At 42.4% G+C, this 20,851-nt stretch carries 4 protein-coding genes; all 4 read left to right on the top strand.

What is annotated here, in order from left to right:
* The first annotated feature begins 17 nt into the window (after positions 1-17).
* Genes N480_RS19885 through N480_RS19870 form a run of 4 tightly spaced genes read left to right on the top strand, consistent with a single transcriptional unit; the run spans position 18 to position 20,775 of the window.
* Positions 18-3,449, top strand: a complete 3,432-nt coding sequence (locus tag N480_RS19885; RefSeq protein ID WP_063374170.1) for a non-ribosomal peptide synthetase — start codon at positions 18-20, stop codon at positions 3,447-3,449.
* Complete coding sequence (locus tag N480_RS19880) at positions 3,450-6,941, top strand: non-ribosomal peptide synthetase (protein WP_063374169.1); 3,492 nt, start codon at positions 3,450-3,452, stop codon at positions 6,939-6,941.
* Entirely contained in the window at positions 6,941-10,351 is a 3,411-nt protein-coding gene (locus N480_RS19875) for a non-ribosomal peptide synthetase (protein WP_063374168.1), read from the top strand. The genes N480_RS19880 and N480_RS19875 overlap by 1 nt, the downstream gene beginning before the upstream one ends.
* Positions 10,348-20,775, top strand: coding sequence for a non-ribosomal peptide synthetase (locus tag N480_RS19870; protein ID WP_063374167.1), 10,428 nt, complete (start codon positions 10,348-10,350; stop codon positions 20,773-20,775). The genes N480_RS19875 and N480_RS19870 overlap by 4 nt, the downstream gene beginning before the upstream one ends.
* The last annotated feature ends 76 nt before the right edge of the window (positions 20,776-20,851 follow it).

The raw sequence follows: 20,851 nt of genomic DNA, 5'->3' as shown, positions 1-20,851 counted from the left end.
AAAAATAGGAATTAGGTATGACAACCTGTGAATTGATTCAATTGCTAGAAGACAACAATATTACCCTTGGCGTTAATGACAACAAATTAAAAATACAGTCCAAAGGCAAAGCAGTTGAACCATCGCTACTAGAGCTGATCCGAGAAAATAAACAGCAATTAATTGACCAGCTTAATAAAAATCAAACGCAACGTAGTCAAAAGATAGCAAAGTGCTCTGTCGACCCCGAGTTTGCCAAGCTGTCCTTCGCACAACAAAGATTATGGCTGACAGACCAAATTAGTGGTGGTAGTCCACAGTACAATATACCCGCAGTTTTGAAGCTGACTGGCAGCTTGGACATACAAGTTTTACAGCAGACACTAGAAACTATTGTCGAGCGCCATGAGATACTGAGAACGACTTACGTACTCGTGGGTGATACAGCACATCAAAAAATTCACTCACAGCAGAGTGTAATAATTCAACATCACAATCTAACTGACCTCGAGCAGGCTGCTCGCGATCAGGAAATGAAAAAAATAGTGCAACAAGAAGTAAATTTACCTTTTGCACTGGATACTCAGTGGCCAATCAGAGTGATGCTTATCACGCTTTCAGAAAATGAATATGTACTGGCGTTGACAGTCCACCATATCGCATCTGATGGTTGGTCTATGGGTGTGCTAATAAAAGAGTTTACACAATTATATCAGTCTATTAGCGCAGGGAATGGTAACACATTGCCAGAACTGCCAATTCAGTATATTGATTTTACATACTGGCAACATGAATTGTCTCAAAGTGGTGAGCTTGAAAAGCAGCTAGAGTATTGGCAGACACAATTACATGATATTCCCAAAGTACATCAATTAACTAAAGGACGCACAAGGCCTGCAAGGCCAACCTATGTAGGAGAAGTATCAAAATATCAGACTGATAAAGGACTAAAAGATAAATTAAACCTGCTTGCGAATGAAAATAATGCCAGCTTGTTCATGGTTCTGCAAAGCGCATTTTCTTTACTATTAAGTCGGTGGAGTGCAGAAAGTGATATTGTGATTGGTAGCCCAGCAGCAGGGCGCAATGTTAAAGATATAGAGCCTTTGATTGGCTTTTTTGTAAACACATTAGTGCTCAGAACTCAGGTAGATCCTAAGCATGGGTTTAAGCAACTACTGGAACAAACTAAAAAAAATGTGTTAGACGCCTACGCAAATGACGCGGTGTCATTTGATATGTTGGTTGATAAACTCAACCCAGAAAGAAGTGACAGTTACAACCCTCTCTTTCAGGTGACTTTCTCATTGATTCATGAAAGTGCTCAACATGAAACGCTAAACGGCATTGATGTTGAAACTATTGAGTTTCCAGAGGCTTACTCCAAATTTGACCTTACATTAACGGCTAAAGAAAGCAACCAAGGCCTCGAGTTTTCATGGCTCTATGCTACGGATCTATTCACACAAGAAGAGATAGAGCAAATCAATGCAAGCTTTGAGGTTCTACTACAGGGTATTGTAAGTGAGCCTGAAAAGCCGGTTTCTGAGCTACCTTTGTTGTCTTTGGCAAATCAATCACTATTAAAACAGTGGAATAATACCGCTGTCGATTTCCCACACGACCTCTGTATTCATAGCCAAATTGAAGCTCAGGCGGCAAGTACACCAGAATCAATAGCCGTTGTATTTGAAACCCAACAAGTGAGTTACTCAACACTCAACCAGCGCGCCAACCAATTGGCTGCTTACCTAATAGAGCAGGGCGTAAGACCAGACAGCTTAGTGGGCATCTGTGCCGAGCGCTCCGTAGAAATGATAGTAGCGATACTTGCGACTTTAAAAGCTGGTGGAGCTTACGTTCCTTTGGATCCTACACTTCCGCCACAGCGTCTGTCTTATATCGTTCAAGACGCCAGCCCGAGCATAATTATTGGGCAAAAACGCTTTGCAAAAACCACTGATTATCAGGACTGCACATTTATCGCTTTGGATGACCCATCGACAGACACGCATCTTATGGGCTACACAAATGATAATCCAGATCCTATAAAGCTGGGGCTTACATCAAAGCACTTGGCCTATGTCATATACACATCAGGTTCGACGGGACAACCTAAAGGGGTAATGGTTGAGCATCAGGCACTCGTTAATAGAATCAATTGGATGCAGCAGTCTGACTATGCGCTCAGTTGTGAAGACCGAATGCTGCAAAAAGCACCATTTACATTCGACATTTCAGTCGAGGAGTTTATGTGGCCACTTATTGCAGGCGCAACGCTGGTAGTTGCTAAAGCAGAGGGGCATAAAGACCCAAGTTATCTTTGTGACTTAATTATGGCGCAACAAGTGACTACATTACATTTTGTGCCCTCAATGCTTGCTGTTATGTTACAGCACGACCAATGGTCGAAGTGCTTATCGGTCAAGCGAGTTTTTTGTGGTGGAGAAGCATTATCGTCAGACTTGGTCAACCGATTCCATCAATTGCATCCGGCAGAGCTACACAACTTATACGGCCCTACAGAAGCAACGATTGATGTAAGTTATTGGGCAACCGAGCGAGATACCCAAGCAACCACTGTTCCCATCGGTAAGCCAATTAGTAACATTCAATTCTATGTTTTGGACCCGTACCTTAACAGAGTGCCGGTGGGTGCCTGTGGTGAGCTATATATTGGCGGGGTAGGGCTCGCTCGCTGTTATGTCAACCAGCCTGAGCTCACTACTGAACGTTTTATTACTAATCCATTTAGTAAAGAAAATAACGCTCGTTTGTATAAGACCGGTGACCTTGTTCGCTTCGTCAAAGACGGAAATTTAGAATATCTGGGTCGCATTGATGATCAGGTCAAGGTACGTGGTTTTAGAATTGAGCTTGGAGAAATAGAAGCACAATTGCTGCACTTGGAGAACATCGAAGAAGTCGTTGTTGCGGTGAAAGGAGAAGCGGCCAGTGCAAACTTAGTTGCCTACCTTGTAACCACTGACGTCGCAGGGCAAGACATAATCGATTTGGCAAAGTCACACTTAGCGAAGGTTTTACCTGAGTATATGATGCCATCCGCCTATGTGATTGTTGAGCAACTGAAGTACACCAGCAGTGGCAAATTAGACCGAAAAGCACTACCTGAGCCAGACACCAAAGTGGCAGATACAGGTTATGTTGCGCCATCAACAGCCACTGAAGAAACACTCATTTCTATATTTTCGTCATTATTGGGGAAAAATGCACCTGATATCAGCGTCAAGATGGGCTTCTTCGAACTGGGAGGAAACTCTCTTTTGGCGGTGACCTTAATTAATACAATTAACAGTCAACTAGATGTAGAAATCAGTATTCGCGATGTTTTCAACTTCCAAGACATAGAGCTGCTAGCCGAACACATAGACAATACAAAGATGAGGCTTGAAGTAAGCTCAAAGGGTCAACACGCGCTCGAGAGCGACGAAACAGAGGTGTCTTTATAAATGCTCTCAAAATTACTTAAAAAAATTCAAGAGCTTGGTATCAAGCTCTACCTTGATGATAACTCTGAAATTAAAGTAATAGGCAAGTCACATTTATTAAATGCAGACCTATTGCAAGAGATGAGAAAGCACAAGCCTGAAATTATCGCGTGGCTCAGTAAACAAGAGCCACTGGTAACGCGCCCAGCTGTGACTGCGCATGCTCAGGTGGACTCTATCCCCGCATCATATGCGCAAAAGCGCCTGTGGATTATAGATCAGCTAAATGGCGGAACGCCTGAATACAATATGGTTAGGCCATTGCGTGTTAAAGGTAAGTTTGATGTCGACGCTGCCGAAAAGGCAATTTCAGAGCTTGTTAGACGACATGCTACTTTACGAACCGTGCTTGAAGACAAAGGCACTGGCCCATCACAAGTGATCCGAGATAATGTAGAGTTTAAGCTATCACGCTACGATTTGTCGGCCCTTGCGCAAGATGAAAAAGAGCGTGAGTTAGCAGATATCTTGCGTCAAGATAGATATAAGATCTTCAATTTAAAAAATGACTTAATGATGCGAGCCAGCTTTATCTATCTTGATAAAGTGGGCTTAGAGCTTGATGGAGTCTTAATTTTTACGACCCACCATATTGCGTCAGACGGCTGGTCAATGAACATATTGATCAATGAATTTTGTCATTTGTACTTAGCCGATAGTCAGGGAGTTGAAGCGCAATTACCGCATCTAGCCTTACAGTACAGCGATTACGCTTTATGGCAGCATGAGGGGATGCAGGGCAAAGATAAAATAACTTCTCAATATGAGTATTGGCAAGCGCAGTTAAAGAACTTACCAGTAGTACACAGCCTAGAACTCGATAATGCTCGCCCTATGGTCAAGAACAATGTTGGGTCATTATACAGTGGCCATTTATCATCAAGCATAGTTGAGCGACTTGGCAAAGTGGCAAAGCGCTTTAGAATGACCCCGTTCATGCTTGTGCATGCGGCTTTATCACTGGTTCTGTCTCGAAACAGCGAAAGCAGTGATATTGTAATTGGCACCCCGGTTGCAAACAGAATGCAGGCAGAGCTGAAGCCGCTAGTCGGTTTTTTCATTAACATCCTGATCCTGCGTGCCAATACTACTGAGCAGAGTATTGTTGACTATTTACATCATATTAGACAGGTAAACATTGATGCTTTGCATAATCAAGAAGTGCCATTTGATGAGCTAGTAGATTTTCTCAATGTACCGCGAGATAGTGCGTATACTCCACTTTTTCAAATTATCTTAAATGTTGAAAGTAGTCTTGAAAATGAGGCAGAAAGCAAACTTCAAGCTGCTAATAATTTTTCAGATGTAACTTTTTCTTCTGTACCAGATCAGGACTTACCTGCAAAATATGATATCAACCTAGCAGTTAATTTATCTGAAAATGGTATGGATATTCAGTGGATTTATGATGGCAGTATTTTTAATGAAGAGAAAATTGCTGTATATAACCAGCAGCTTGAACGTATATTGTCAACTATCGCTGAAATAACACCCGACGATATTAATACAAGCCCGATCTCTTCTTTGTTGAGTGTTTCACCAGAACAAAAGCACTATTTACTCGAAACCCTTCAAACTGACCCTATTGATGTAGGTAATATATCTGTATGCGAACAGATATTAGCCAGCGAAAAGCAATCCCCCAACCATATCGCAGTTAAAGATGCGACAACACAAATCAGCTATAAAGATCTTGTTACGAAAGCGAATGACATTGCCGTGACATTGCAGAAAAATGGTATTGGCAATGGCGATTATGTGGCTGTGCTTACTGGGCTAAATGTAGAGTCAGTCGTGTCAGTATTGGGCGTTATAGCCTCAGGAGCGGCATATGTTCCGCTAGATGCTAATCAACCTGAAAAACGCCTTGAGTTTATGGTTGAAAACGTTGAAGCCAAAGCCTTGTTGACGCCAAAAGCTTATACTTCAAAAGCGCAGTTGATGTGTAACAACATTGCTCAGTTTATCACTGAAGATATCGAAAGTGCAGCGGGCAAAGCCAATACGACGATATCGGGGGCTCAGCCAGCCTATGCGATCTATACATCTGGGTCGACGGGTGAGCCTAAAGCAGTACAGGTTAACCATCAGAACCTAGCGAATTTTGTGGCGGGCTTTAAACATAGCCATGATTTCGATGACCAGCACCTACTTATGATCCCACCGCTATTTTTTGATGCTTCGGTGGGGGATATATTCCCCGTTTTGAGCAGTGGTTCTACACTTGTTTTGCATTCAAATCCAGCTGAACTAGGCGCGAAAGAATTAATAGCCTATTGTAACCAGCACGCGATAACTGCCATTGACGCCCCTGCGTCATTATGGGGACGCTGGACTGAAGATCTGGCATTGCTCAATGACTCTGAAGCAAAATTAGTTGGCTTAAAAATGGTGATGTTCGGTGGAGAGGCGGTAACCGTTGAGCAGGTGAAAAAATTCGCTGAGCTTACAGAGCATCGCGTTCAACTATTTAATCATTATGGACCGACTGAAGCCACCGTTTGTGCAACCGTTTTAAATACGCTCAATGGTGAGGAGTTATCAGGCATCAGCATTCCCGTAGGTAAACCTCTGCCAGGCGTTAAGATCTACATACTAAACAAAGATAATCAACTTGCTTTTCCAGGTGAGGTAGGCGAGATATACATCGGTGGCTCAGGTGTCAGTGACGGCTATTTTGGCTTATCGGAACAAACTCAAGCCCACTTTGTAGATGATGAGTTTTCATCAAAAACCAATATGAAAATGTACAAAACAGGGGACTTTGGCTGTTGGAAAGAGGATGGAAACTTACAGTTTTTGGGTAGACAAGATAATCAGGTAAAGATTCGCGGGTTTCGAATTGAGTTAGGCGAAATTGAAAAGGTGCTTGCCGCAAATGAGCTAGTGAATGACGTTTTAGTGATGGCACCTGAACTTGAAAATGGTCAAAAGCAACTTATCGCTTACATAACGGAGCACAGCCAACTTCAACAGCAAGGCTCAACTGAGCAGCTGGTGGCTACACTCAAGCAGGCTCTAGTCGAAGAGCTTCCTGAATATATGGTGCCAAAAGATGTGGTAGTTATGGAGTCATTCCCATTAACTCCAAATGGCAAAATTGATAAAAAGTCTTTTCCAAAGCATATAATTAAAACTTCTGAGACTGAATATAAACCACCAACAACAGAAACACAGAAAAAAATGTGTGATATTTGGTGTGATATATTAGCATTGTCCAAAGTTGGTATTGAAGATAACTTTTTTGAACTGGGTGGCCATTCATTGTCACTCACCAAACTAGTTACAAGAATTAATTTAGCATTTTCTATATCAATTGAGTTAAAGTCAGCATTTAATAAACCTACAGTTTATCAGCTTAGTGAGTTGGTTGATAAACTTACTCAATATAATAATAATGAAAACATCGACTTTGATTTGGATGATGAGTCGATGGAAGAAGGTATATTTTAGTGAATAAAGTTGAAAAGATATTAGATGAAGCTGTCTCTAATCAGGTTCATCTATACCTTAAGGAAAATCGACTAGCATATAAGGCCAAAAAAGGTAGTCTATCAGATAAGTTAAAAAAGAATATTTCTGAAAATAAACAAGAAATAATAGAGTACCTAAAAAATCAGACCATAGAAAATGAGATTAGCACAGCTGCAGTAACGAGAATCTCAAAACGCCCGACTTCAGATTCTGCGCCACTTTCTTTCGCTCAGCAAAGGTTGTGGGTGCTGGACCAACTGCAAGGTGGAAGCCCAGAGTACAACATGCCATTGGCACTTAAAGTGGCAGGCAAGTTTGACTTAGCGGCAGCTGAAACTGCCATGCTACATATTATCAACCGCCACGAAGTGTTGAAAACGGTGTTCAGTACACATGATGGTTCTCCTATTCAACTGGTAAAGCAACACGTTGATTTTCGTTTACAACAATATGATTTGAGTGAGTTGGATAAGCATGAACAAGACACTCATATTGCCAGCTTTGTACAACAAGAAATCGCTAAACCGTTTGAACTGAGCAAAGATATTATGGTGCGCGCCACGTATTTATTGCTTTCACCTCAAAAAGACGAAGGTATGCTGCTGTTCAACATGCACCATATCGCCTCTGATGGCTGGTCGATGGGGCTCATGTTCAAAGAGTTTGCAGCAGAATATGATGCGCTTGTAAGTGGCAAAATCAGTGCGCCTATAGAATTACCCATACAGTATGCTGATTATGCCTATTGGCAGAGAACGTGGTTACAGGGTGAAGTATTAGATAAACAACTAAATTATTGGCAAAAGCAATTAGAAAATGTGCCAGTAATACATAGTCTACCCCTTGATAAGCCTCGTCCAAAAGTTAAACAGCATAAAGGGAAAGCAGTTTCTCTCAACATTGACAAAGCGACCTCAGCGCGTTTATTGGAAGTTGCGAATGCACATCAGCTCACGCCTTTTATGTTGATTCATGCAAGCTTAGCTTTGGTGATATCAAGACATTCAAATAGCCAAGATATCGTAATTGGCACCCCGATTGCGAATCGCATGCAGGCAGAGCTTGAGACGCTTATTGGTTTTTTTGTTAACACACTCGTACTGCGCACCAATACAAACCACAAGACGCTTGAAGGGTACTTGGCCCACATTCGACAGGTCAATATTGATGCTCAGGCAAATCAAGACACACCTTTTGAACATCTAGTTGAGCATTGCAACATACCCCGTAGCAGCCAACACAATCCTTTGTTCCAAATAATGTTTAGCATGAACACTAATGAGCCAGCTTCGGTATCGCTACCTGGCATTCGTTTTAGCGCTTATGAACACTCGAACATCAACTGCAAATTTGACCTAGATATTAAAGCAAATATTACTGAAGCAGGTATCTCATTTCAGTGGGTGTATGACGAGTCATTATTTAGTCATGATCATATTGAAACACTGAGTAAGCATCTAGCTCAGCTATTAGAGGGGTTCGCTGAAAGCCATGTAACAGATTTAGAAGAATTACCCATGCTATCAAAGCATGAAGTTTTTCAATTGACGTCTACTTTGAACAGTAACCAAATCAGCTACCCTAATAAGCTGCTCCATGAACTGTTCGAAGATCAAGCCGCTAACACGCCAGATAATATTGCTTTGGTGTTTGATGGCGCGACAATGACATATAACACGTTGAATGAAAGAGCTAATCAGCTCGCACAGTACCTTCGTGAACAAGGTATAACGACGGAGACTTTGATAGGTATTTGTGTTGAGCGCTCCTTCGATATGATAGTTGGCATATTAGCTGTGCTTAAAGCAGGAGGAGCATATGTACCACTTGACCCTCATTATCCTCGTGCGCGGCTACAACATATACTTGCAGATACCCAAATTAAGTATTTACTTAGCAATACCTCAGTAATTGAGCAGGTTTCTCTACCCGATGCCCTAAATGTAGTTCTCATAGATAAACAACAATTTGACAACTACTCAACAAGCAACCTTATTGCTTCAACGGAGCATCACTCCCATAGTTTGGCTTATATCATCTATACATCGGGCTCAACCGGCGTACCTAAGGGAGTTATGGTCGAGCACCATGGTGTGGTCAATACCATCCTATCTCAAATAGACACCTTTGCTATTTCGCCTCAAAGCAAAGTACTCCAATTTGCATCAATGTGCTTCGATGCTTCGGTATCGGAAATATTCATGGCTATATTGAGCGGTGCTCAGCTGCACTTGTGCCATGCGAAAGCTGTGAGTGATACGACTCAACTCGAAGCTATGATACAGCACCAAGGCATCACGCACATTACGCTTCCACCTTCGCTACTGAACAACATGACTTTGGACAATAGTGCTATTCAAACACTGATCGTAGCTGGTGATAAAGCGAGTGAGTCGTTGATCGATAAGTTCTCTGAGCGTTTTACATTAATTAATGCTTATGGTCCTACAGAAGCCTCTATTTGTGTGACCGCAGGAAGACTTTCACCAAACGCTCATATCAATATCGGGCGGCCTATTAGTAATGTGGATGTTTATATCTTAAGCCCTTCAAGGCAATTAGCACCTAAGGGCAGTGTTGGGGAGCTATATGTTGGTGGTGCGGGCATTGCCAGAGGGTATTTGAATCGCGAATCTCAGACTGCTGAGCGTTTTATTAAAAATCCGTTTAATGATAACCCAGAAAACAAACTATACAGAACCGGAGACTTAGTTCGATATCTCGATGATGGCAACATTGAATTTATCGGCCGTAATGACACTCAAGTTAAGATCCGTGGTTATCGAATAGAATTGGGTGAAGTGGAAAGTGCTTTAAATCAATGTAATGGCGTGAAAAATAGCGTGGTGCTAGTCAAGGGCTCGGAAGAAAACAAAAGCTTAGTTGGATACGTAGCTGTGGAAGGCGACATCGTTGGAAACGAAAGCACGCTGATACATAACTTGCGTGCCGAACTACACACAATGCTACCAAACTACATGGTTCCATCGATGTTTATGCTACTGGACCAACTGCCACTGACCACAAACGGGAAAATAGATAAAAAAGCATTACCAGATCCTGATGCAAGCTTGGGTCAGCAAAACTACGTTGCACCACAGTCAGAAACAGAAGAGTCGCTACTTCAAATCTGGTCTAAATTATTGAAAGTAGATAGTAGTAAGTTAAGTGTTACAGTCAATTTTTACGAAATAGGCGGACACTCATTATTGACGATCAAACTTCTAGCTGCAATTCGAGAGCAATTCGACTTAGAAATCGCGGTGAACCAAATTTTTGAATTCGAAACAATAAGCAAGTTGGCTGGATTGATTGACGATCTGCAATTAAGAAAAATGCTGAGTGATCTTAAAGAGAGTGCTGAATTTAAATCTGAAGGGACACTATGAGCGTAAGAAAAATCATTGAGAATGCAGCATTGCAAGGCGTAATCTTGTATGTTGAAGGTCAAAACTTAAAGTATCGCTTAACTGTAGATAGTTTTCCTGAAAGTACCAAGCAAGATGTATTAAAACACAAGCCCGAAATTATTGAGTACCTGTCAAAAGACAGCTTCAATGAAAATACTCGGCCTGCAATATCAAGGATAAATGCCAAATCACAACAGCTTTCTTTTGCGCAGCAAAGGCTATGGTTGATTGAGCAACTGCGCAGTGGCAGCCCTGAATACAACTTACCAATGGCGTTTAAGGTGCGTGGTCAATTTGTGGTGGATGCTGCGGAAAAAGCACTGTGTAATATTATTGAACGTCATGAAGTGTTACGCACAACTTTTTCTACACAAAATCAAGAGCCTGTTCAACTTATTCATGACGAGTTTGAATTTCACATAAATCGCTACGACCTGAGCAAATCTAGCGAACAGCAACAGCAAGACCACGTTTCAAAACTGATCCAACAAGATGTATCACAGCCATTTGATTTGGCCAACGATATAATGATTCGAGCAACCCATATACAGCTATCATCTGAAGAAAGTGAAGGGGTGCTGTTGTTTAATATGCATCATATTGCTTCTGATGGCTGGTCCATGGGTATTCTCATAAAAGAGTTTGCCGCTGAATATAGTGCAGCAGTATCAGGTGGTCGCAGCCCACTCCCAAATCTGGCGATTCAATATGCAGATTATGCGCATTGGCAGCGCACTTGGTTGCAAGGTGAAGTACTGGATAAGCAACTTAGCTATTGGGCCAAACAGTTGGAGTCTTTACCTAGGGTACACCGCCTACCATTAAGTGGCGAGCGTCCAGCTGTTCAACAACACATTGGTCAGGCAGTTAGCGTTGAGATAGATAAAGCAACATCCGACCGCTTACAACAAGTAGCCTCAGCGCATCAACTCACGCCATTTATGCTGTTTCATGCTGCGCTTGCTTTTGTGTTGTCGAAACACTCACATAATCACGACATTGTAATTGGTACGCCTGTTGCGAATAGAATGCAGGCTGAATTAGAAGTATTAATTGGGTTTTTTGTTAACACATTAGTCTTACGCGTCAATACCGATCACGAAACTATGAGTGATTATTTGGCCCACGTACGACAAGTCAACATAGATGCTCAGGCCAACCAAGATATCCCATTTGAACAGCTCATAGATCATTCTCAGGTTCAGCGTAGCAGCCAGTATAATCCATTATTTCAGATCATGTTTAGCATGAATACCAACGATCGAGAGTCACTAAACTTACCAGGGGTGAGTTTCAGTGCTTATGACCGTGGAAGCATTCTCAATAAGTTTGACCTTGATGTTAAAGCGTCAGTCTCTGAGACAGGGATCACCTTTAATTGGGTATACGATGTATCGCTATTTAGCCACGAGTATATTTGTTCTTTGGGATCTCATTTAGCACGTGTATTGAGTACATTGGCAGATAACAATGTGAAAATGCTCAAAGATATTTCTATTCTATCAGAGCGAGAGAAGTATCGTTTAACACATACGCTCAATGAAACGCACGTTGAGCACTCAGAAAATAAGCTTATTCACGAGCTATTCGAAGAACAGGTTGCAAAGCATCCTTCAAAGACGGCCTTAGTATTTGAGGGTAAGCACTTATCGTTCCAAGAATTAAATGCCGCGTCCAATCAACTAGCACATTACCTACGCCAACAAGGGGTAACAGTCGAGACTCTGGTGGGCCTGTGTGTAGAGCATTCTTTGGACATGGTTATTGGGATCCTCGCTGTATTGAAGGCTGGGGGGGCATACGTTCCACTAAACCCAAATTACCCTCAGGCCAGATTGCAGCACATGCTTGAGGATACTCAAGTAAAGTATGTGCTAAGCCAAGTGAATGTCACCCCACAATTGGGTAATCTTCATGACGCGCAAGCTATTCTTTTGGACGACCCACAGCAGCAACAAGCAATCTACCAACATCCGGTAACCAATCCGCAGAAGTTGCCTCAGCAAGACCACAATAACTTGGCTTATGTCATTTATACTTCGGGCTCAACTGGACAACCTAAAGGTGTATTGGTAGAGCATCGTAACCTTACCAACTTCGGCTTGACGTTTACATCTCAATTGGCAGATCTAAATGTAGAGCCAACAAAGTGGCTTTGGTCTGCATCTTATAGTTTTGATGCGTCGTTAAAAAGCATTGTGTCATTGTGGTTAGGCGCTACGGTATTCGTACTAAGCAAAAAGCAACAAAAATCACCGAAAGACATTGCCCAATTGCTTAATGAACACCAAATCCCAGTCTACAATTCTACACCGAGCATGGTGTTAGAAGTGATGTCCGAGCTGTGTTCGCAAAATCTGTATTTCCCGAGCCTGATCGTAAGTGGTGAGGAACTCACATATACCCAACTTAATAAGATAATGGCTTATTGTGATGACAAGCAGCAGCGTGCAATCAACGCATACGGCCCGACTGAGACCTGTGTAAATAGCAGTTATCAATTGCTTTCTCACGGCACTAAAGCCATAGGTAAATGTATCGCAAATACGCAGGCATACATACTGGATGAGCATTTACAGCTTGTGCCATATGGTGCCGTAGGCGAGTTATTCATCGCAGGGGCTGGTTTAGCACGAGGCTATTTAAATCAGCCTCACTTAACCGCCGAGCGATTTATTAATAATCCTTTAAGCAATGACTCCGGCACAAAACTTTACAAAACAGGTGATCTTGTACGTTATTCGATGGATGGCAACATAGAGTTTGTTGGCCGCAATGATGAGCAAGTCAAGATACGTGGCTTTAGAATTGAACTGGGCGAAATTGAATACGCATTAGGCCAATGTCGCGGCGTAACGTCTAGCATTGTTATAGTGAGGGGCGAGGGCGCAGCACAGAGCATTGTTGGTTATGTCACAATTGATAATGCCGATGACTCATGCGACAGTCACCCACAGATCGTTTCTCTAATGGATCAGCTGAAAGCAAAGCTACCTGAGTTTATGATGCCATCGGCTCTCGTTGTGCTAGAGATGTTGCCGCTAACTCTCAATGGCAAAGTTGATAAAAAGGCGCTTCCTGAGCCTAAAGGCAACACGCAGTACACGCAGTATGTTGCACCAAAAAACGTAACTGAAGAAGCATTGGTTAACATTTGGGCTAAACTGCTTAATCTTGAAGCGGGAAGCATCAGTACGGATGCTAATTTCTTCTCGGTTGGTGGTCACTCTTTACTGGCGATCCGTCTAATTTCTGAGATACGAAGTGAACTACATCAAGAGCTGAGCATTCATCAACTTTTCGAGCGTCCAACCATTGAGTCACTTGCAAGCGTATTAGATAAAGAAGCAGATCAGAATCCAGCAATGCCCGCGCTTAAGCCCATTGCCAGACAAAAAAATTCTGCCATTGCACCGTCATTTTCACAACAACGACTTTGGACAATCGATAAACTGCAAAATGGTAGTCCTGAATACAATATGCCAATGGCCTTTCATGTCACTGGGCAGTTCGATTTAGCTGCTGCCCAGCAAGCTATGCAAAACATTATTGAACGTCATGAAGTGCTTAGAACTGTATTCTTGCACCACGACAACAGGTTAGAGCAAGTAATTCGCGATGATGTAAGCTTCCAAATCATTCATCATAATCTTAGTGAACTTAGCCAGTCGGTACAGCAACAAAAAGTAGCTAACCTAGTCACTCTGGATATTTCTCAACCATTTGATCTAAGTAAAGACGTTATGGTTCGAGTGGCATTTATACAGCTCTCGGCACAAAGGGATAAGGGCATTATATTATTTAATATGCACCATATCGCGTCAGATGGCTGGTCAATGGGGCTATTAGTCAAAGAATTTGAGGCTCAGTATGAGGCCGCATTGACAGGTAAAGCGAACCCACTTCCTGCACTACAAATACAATACGCAGATTACGCTCATTGGCAACGAAACTGGTTGCAAGGGGAAGTGCTAGACCGACAATTAGCTTATTGGCAGAAACAGCTTAGTCACGTTCCTACACTACATGGCATACCACTTGATAAAACACGCCCGAAAATTAAAAAACACAAGGGCCAAGTCGTCAGTAGTCAGATAAACAAAGCAACCTCTGAGCGGCTTTATCAACTCGCAAAAGAGCACCAGCTGACCAATTTTATGTTATTTCACGCTGCGTTAGCCCTAGTACTTTCAAGGCATGCAAATAACCAAGACGTTGTGATTGGAACACCCGTTGCAAACCGCATGCATGCTGACCTTGAGTCACTTATTGGCTTTTTTGTCAATACATTGGTACTTCGGGTCGATACAAGTGAAAATTCATTGAGTGAGTATTTAGCTCATATCAGGCAGGTCAATATTGATGCTCAGGCAAATCAAGAGTTGCCGTTTGAGCAGTTGTTGGAAGTGTGCAATATAACTCGTAGCAGTCAATATACGCCACTTTTTCAAATTATGTTCAGTATGAATACAATTAGTCGTGAAGCCTTGCGCTTGCCAGGTGTCAATTTTACGCCTTATGAGCGTTCTGGTATTGCTTGTAAGTTTGACTTGGATATCAATGCTGCAATCAGTGATGAAGGAATTACGTTCAACTGGGTTTATGACGAGTCACTGTTTACTCACGCCCACATCACATCAATGGCTGAGCATCTCACAAAATTATTAAGTGAATTTTCTAATCCGAGTATCACTGAACTGTCGCAACTGCCTATGCTGTCTGATCAAGAAATACATTATCAAACGCATATACTCAACAGTACGCAAACAGAATATCCGAGAGAAGCGTTATTCCATCAGTTATTTGAGGAAAAGGCCCTTAGTCAGCCTAGTGACCTGGCATTGGTGTTCGCAAACCATACGATGACCTACCGTGAACTAAATGCCAATGCGAATAGACTAGCACATTATTTACGAGCTCAAGGAGTGGGCACTGAAACACTTGTGGGGATCTGTGTTGAACGTTCTTTAGAAATGGTGGTGGGTATACTGGCCATTTTAAAAGCAGGCGCTGCATATGTGCCGCTAGACCCAAAATACCCGAAATCAAGACTTGAGTATATGTTAGAGGATACTCAAATAGAGCACATGCTGACCCTATCTGAGATAGCTGAACAGTTATCTTTCGCCAATGAAATAAATATGGTGAGGTTAGATGATGTAAGGGTTCAACAAGAGTTTGACCAGTACTCGGCAGAAAACCCTACACTCTTGACTCGCCAACACAGTAGAAACTTGGCATATGTGATTTATACATCTGGCTCGACAGGCACCCCCAAAGGTGTAATGGTCGAGCACAGAAGTCTAGTCAATACGATTATGGATAATGTAAGTCGTGTTGAAATGGAGCCCAGAGCGATATCATATCAGGCCACATCGATAGCATTTGATGCGTCAATATGGCTTATTTGGAATACGTTAATTGCGGGTGCGACAGTCAGGTTAGCTAGTACGCTTTCTTTCCAAGCTGAACTGACTAAATATGCTGATGTAACGCATTTGTTTATGACTCCATCGATGCTAGAGAGTATAGATGTAGATGCCTGTCCATTCATCAAAGTAGTCATCGTTGGTGGTGAAAACTGCTCACAAGATTTAGTGAATAGATGGTCGCGACAAGGGAAAGTATTTTTAAACGCATATGGCCCTACAGAAGTCACCATCGTCAGCTCTATGAGTAAATTGACGCAATACTCCCCCCCCCATATTGGGAAACCTAGCGCAAATGTTCAGTACCTCGTCTTAAATGACCAACTTCAAATCGTACCAATGGGCACCGTAGGTGAGCTCTATATCGGAGGGGATGGGTTAGCGAGAGGCTATCTAAATTTACCTGAACTGACACAAGAACGATTTATTACAAACCCATTGTCTGACAACCCAAATAGCAAACTCTATAAAACAGGTGATTTAGTACGTTATCTTGAAGATGGAAATGTAACGTTTATTGGTCGCAATGATGATCAGGTAAAAGTTAGAGGGTTTCGTGTTGAACTTGGTGAAATTGAGCATGCGCTGAGTCGATGCGAGCATGTGAATGCTTGTACCGTCATCGTCGTCGGTGAAAGCGGCTCAGAGCAGTTAGCGGGATATATCACAATAGAGCAGTCTTATAATGCCGATGACAGACAGTTTAAGAGTGATTTAAAAGCGCAATTACAAGAGCAATTACCTGCTCATATGATTCCACCTTTCATTACGGTGCTAGACTCTTTACCACTGACACCGAATGGAAAAGTAAATAAAGCAGCCTTACCGCAGCCAAGCATCGCGACAATGCAGGGTCAGGGGGAACACGTTGCACCGACCACCGACACTGAACGCTCACTCGTACAAATTTGGGCTAACCTATTGAAGCTAGAGGTTGACGCTATTAGCACAGGCACAAGCTTTTTTGATATTGGAGGACACTCGTTACTGGCTATCCGCTTAATATCAGAGATCAAACATACGCTTGATAAAGAACTCAGTGTTCAGCAGCTATTTGAACACACAACGATTAGTAAAATGGCAAGTACTTTGGATGCACAGACTGGTGCAAGCTTGTTAGCCCCAGAGCTCAAAGCGACGGCAAGGGTGTCTGGCGAGCCAGTTGCCCTATCCTTTGCTCAGCAACGTCTGTGGATGATCAATCAGCTCCAAGGGGCAAGCCCAGAGTATCACATGCCAATGGTTGCGAGAGTCTCAGGACAGTTTGACTTAGCTGCCGCACAATTGGCGATGTCTAATATCATTGCACGTCACCAAGTACTCAGAACGGTATTTGATACCCAAGTTGATGAACCAGTACAAGTTGTTCTTGACGGCGTTGAATTTAATTTGGTGAAACATGATCTGAGTAATGTCGATGAAAGAGCGCAACAAGAGCAGGTCGATGCCATAGTACAACAGGATATCGCAAGGCCTTTCAATTTACGTCAAGACATTATGTTACGTGCAACTTTCATACAGCTATCAGAGCGCGAAGATAACGGTGTGTTATTATTCAATATGCATCACATCGCCTCCGATGGATGGTCTATGGGTTTGTTAATCAAGGAGTTTGCTTTAGAGTATCAAGCCGCAATTGCTGGCCAGCCCAGTCCAGTGCCTGATCTGAAAATACAATATGCTGATTACGCGCAGTGGCAAAGAGAGTGGCTGCAAGGGGAAGTATTAGAAACACAGCTGAACTACTGGCTAACGCAACTTGAAGCGGTACCTGCTGTGCATGGTTTGCCCCTCAACAAACCTCGGCCTACAGTTAAAAAGCATGTAGGGCAGGCTGTTAGCTGCCAGATTGATAAAGCGACAGCAAACCGCATAGAGGAGTTTGCAAAGCAGCAGCAACTGACGCCATTTATGTTGTTTCATGCTGTCTTATCACTTGTTATATCTAGGCATTCAAATAGTCAGGATATCGTCATTGGTACACCTGTTGCTAACCGAACACATGTTGATTTAGAGCCATTGATTGGCTTTTTCGTCAATACTCTTGTTTTACGTGTCAATACACATCCCCAGAGCGTGAACGAGTATTTGGCACAGGTGCGTAAAGTTAATATCGAGGCACAAGCACACCAAGACATTCCGTTTGAGCAGCTTGTAGAACACTGCAATGTGCTGCGTAGCAGACAATATACGCCGCTATTCCAGATCATGTTCAGTATGAATACCAATGAGCAAGAGGTATTAACTTTGCCTGGCGTGAACTTTAGCGGGTATGAAAGAAATGGTATCTCTTGCAAGTTTGATTTAGATATTAATGCTGCAATATCTGAGCAGGGGATAAGCTTTAATTGGGTTTATGATAAGTCAATATTTAGTCAGCAAAATATTGAGTCTTTGGCTACTCATTTGGTGAATGCATTAACTGCTTTAGTTGATAATAGTGTTGAGATGATACAAGACCTTCCCATGCTATCGAAACAAGAAGTGCATAATCTAACGCATAGCCTAAATGATACCAAGACCAACTACCCATCAAATAAACTCATTCATCAATTGTTTGAGTCAGAAGTGGAAAAATCGCCAGACAGCATCGCACTCGTACTTGACGATAACTCACTGACCTATCGGGAACTAAATAGTGCAGCAAATCGATTAGCGCATTATCTACGTGAACAAGGGGTTGGCAAAGAAACGCTCGTTGGTATTTATCTAGAACGTTCATTAGACATGGTTGTTGGGATACTTGCTGTATTGAAAGCCGGAGGGGCATATGTGCCATTCGACACGAATTATCCGCAAGAGCGGACCAAGTATATGCTCGCTGATTCTCAAATCCGATATGTTGTTAGTAGAACTGAATTCGCCCAGCAGATAGATGCACTGAGCGAACTGAACGTGTTGTGCCTTGATGATGAGCAATTTAAATCAGAAATAGCCTGCTATTGTGCACATAACTTAGCTGTGGCTGAGTCACATCGCTCTAGCTCTCTGGCCTATGTTATTTATACGTCTGGATCCACAGGCCAGCCAAAAGGAGTTATGGTTGAACACCGAGGTTTGGTCAATACGATTGTAGATAACGCAGCCAGAGTACATATCAATGCGAATTCATCGATCTACCAAGCAACCTCGACCGCTTTTGATGCGGCAATATGGGTAATGTGGACTGCTTTAGTATCTGGTGCACAAATGCGACTTGCCAGCACTTTGTCATTCCAAAACGAACTTTCTCAATACGCCGATGTGACGCATCTATTTATGACTCCTTCAATGCTTGATAGCTTGGATGCCGAGTCTTGTTCATTTATTGATGTGGTGATTGTAGGTGGTGAACATTGTTCGAATGAGCTAGTGAAAAAATGGACTCAAGAGGGGAAGGTCTTTATCAACGGCTATGGACCTACTGAAATATCAATCTGTAGCTCAATGGGTGAGCTAAATAGTCACTCGAATGTGCATATAGGTAAGCCAAATAATAACGTACAATATTTTGTCTTAAACGAAAGTTACGGCCTCGTACCAAAAGGCACTATTGGAGAGTTATATGTTGGTGGTGATGGACTGGCAAGAGGCTATTTAAATCGCCCAGAGTTAACCAAAGAGCGATTTATTCAAAACCCATTTGATAATAATACACAGAGCAGACTTTATCGTACGGGTGATTTGGTTCGTTATCTTGCTGATGGCAATGTCGAGTTTATTGGTCGCAATGATGAACAGATCAAATTAAGAGGCTTTAGAGTCGAACTTGACGAAGTCGAAAGGGCACTGGCTCAATGTAGTGGTGGGCGCAGTACGGTAACAACTTTCTCAGGTGAACATGGTGTCCAAAGTCTAATCGGCTATATTACTACGCCACTCAATGATGAAGAGCAAATCAATCAGCTTACGATGTCAGTACACAGTCAACTACACGAAAAGCTGCCGAGCTTTATGGTTCCGGCGACCATTATTGCGGTGGATTCATTACCGCTTACACCGAACGGCAAGATAGATAAACAGGCGCTTCCCAAACCAGAGATAAATTCGTTATATGGTAAATATGTAGCACCAAAAACAGATACCGAAAAATCGCTTGCACAGATATGGGCAGATCTTCTGAGTCTAGATATCGAACAAATTAGTGCCGAAGCTGATTTTTATCAGCTGGGTGGTCATTCATTGCTATTGGTGAAGTTGCTTTATGCAATCCAAAGCAAATTTGAAAAGGCATATGAGTTACAGACACTATTTCGTGATAGCACGATACGTGCTCAGGCGTTAAGTCTTGATTCAATGCAATCAGGACTAGATGAATCTAGTTTGTTAACTGAGGTAAGTGCACCGCAAGGAGCAAAGCATGGCATTTTCTTGATTCCTGGTGCAGCCGGAACAGCAAAAGACTTTATGGAAATCACCGACAACCTGATGGATGATAAGGTTGCAATATCTGTTTTCCGCCATCAAGGTCTAGTAACAGGCGAGTCGCCTTTTTCTTCAATTGAACAAAACATAGCTGCATTCGCAGCATGTTTAGAAAATGTGGATTACAGCAGCTTTACCATAGTGGGTCATTCTTATGGTGGCGTATTAGCGTTAGAGCTGGCCCAGCATTTGAATTCTCGAGGAAGTGAAGTCAATGTTGTCATGATCGATACATATTTTGAACAGCATAAGCTACGTGATTCTGTTGTTAAAAGACCGCGCGCAGACGCCGCTATAGCAGGGCTCCCAGAATGTGCACTTAAAACGTGGCAGCATCAGGCTAAGCTGTTTACTGAGTACCGAATTGTGTCTCAACCACAAGTACCTATGTCTATGATACTGGCAACTGAGAGCCCTTACTCTCCGGTAGAATATCAGTCATATCTCAGCCAGGTACTTTCAGAACACACGTTAAAATATACATCTATTGTTGGTAATCATTTCTCCATCTTAAAAGGTGAAGGAGCCAAAGAAATTGCAAAAATAATAATAAATAAAGGCAACTTATAATGGAATATTGAAGTTTTGCAAAGGTAAGCTGCTAACTATATGACACTGTCGTCATGAAGAAAGCAGAACAGTTAGA

The sequence above is a fragment of the Pseudoalteromonas luteoviolacea S2607 genome (genome assembly GCF_001625575.1).
Classification (GTDB): domain Bacteria; phylum Pseudomonadota; class Gammaproteobacteria; order Enterobacterales; family Alteromonadaceae; genus Pseudoalteromonas; species Pseudoalteromonas luteoviolacea_E.
Note: the sequence above shows the minus strand (reverse complement) of the source record. Positions and strands in the feature narration are given on the sequence as shown.

What these genes read in the sequence shown, in the direction of transcription:
- N480_RS19870 (WP_063374167.1), top strand. Translation starts at nt 10,348, where the DNA reads ATGAGCGTAAGAAAAATCATTGAGAATGCAGCATTGCAAGGCGTAATC.
- N480_RS19885 (WP_063374170.1), top strand. Translation starts at nt 18, where the DNA reads ATGACAACCTGTGAATTGATTCAATTGCTAGAAGACAACAATATTACC.
- N480_RS19880 (WP_063374169.1), top strand. Translation starts at nt 3,450, where the DNA reads ATGCTCTCAAAATTACTTAAAAAAATTCAAGAGCTTGGTATCAAGCTC.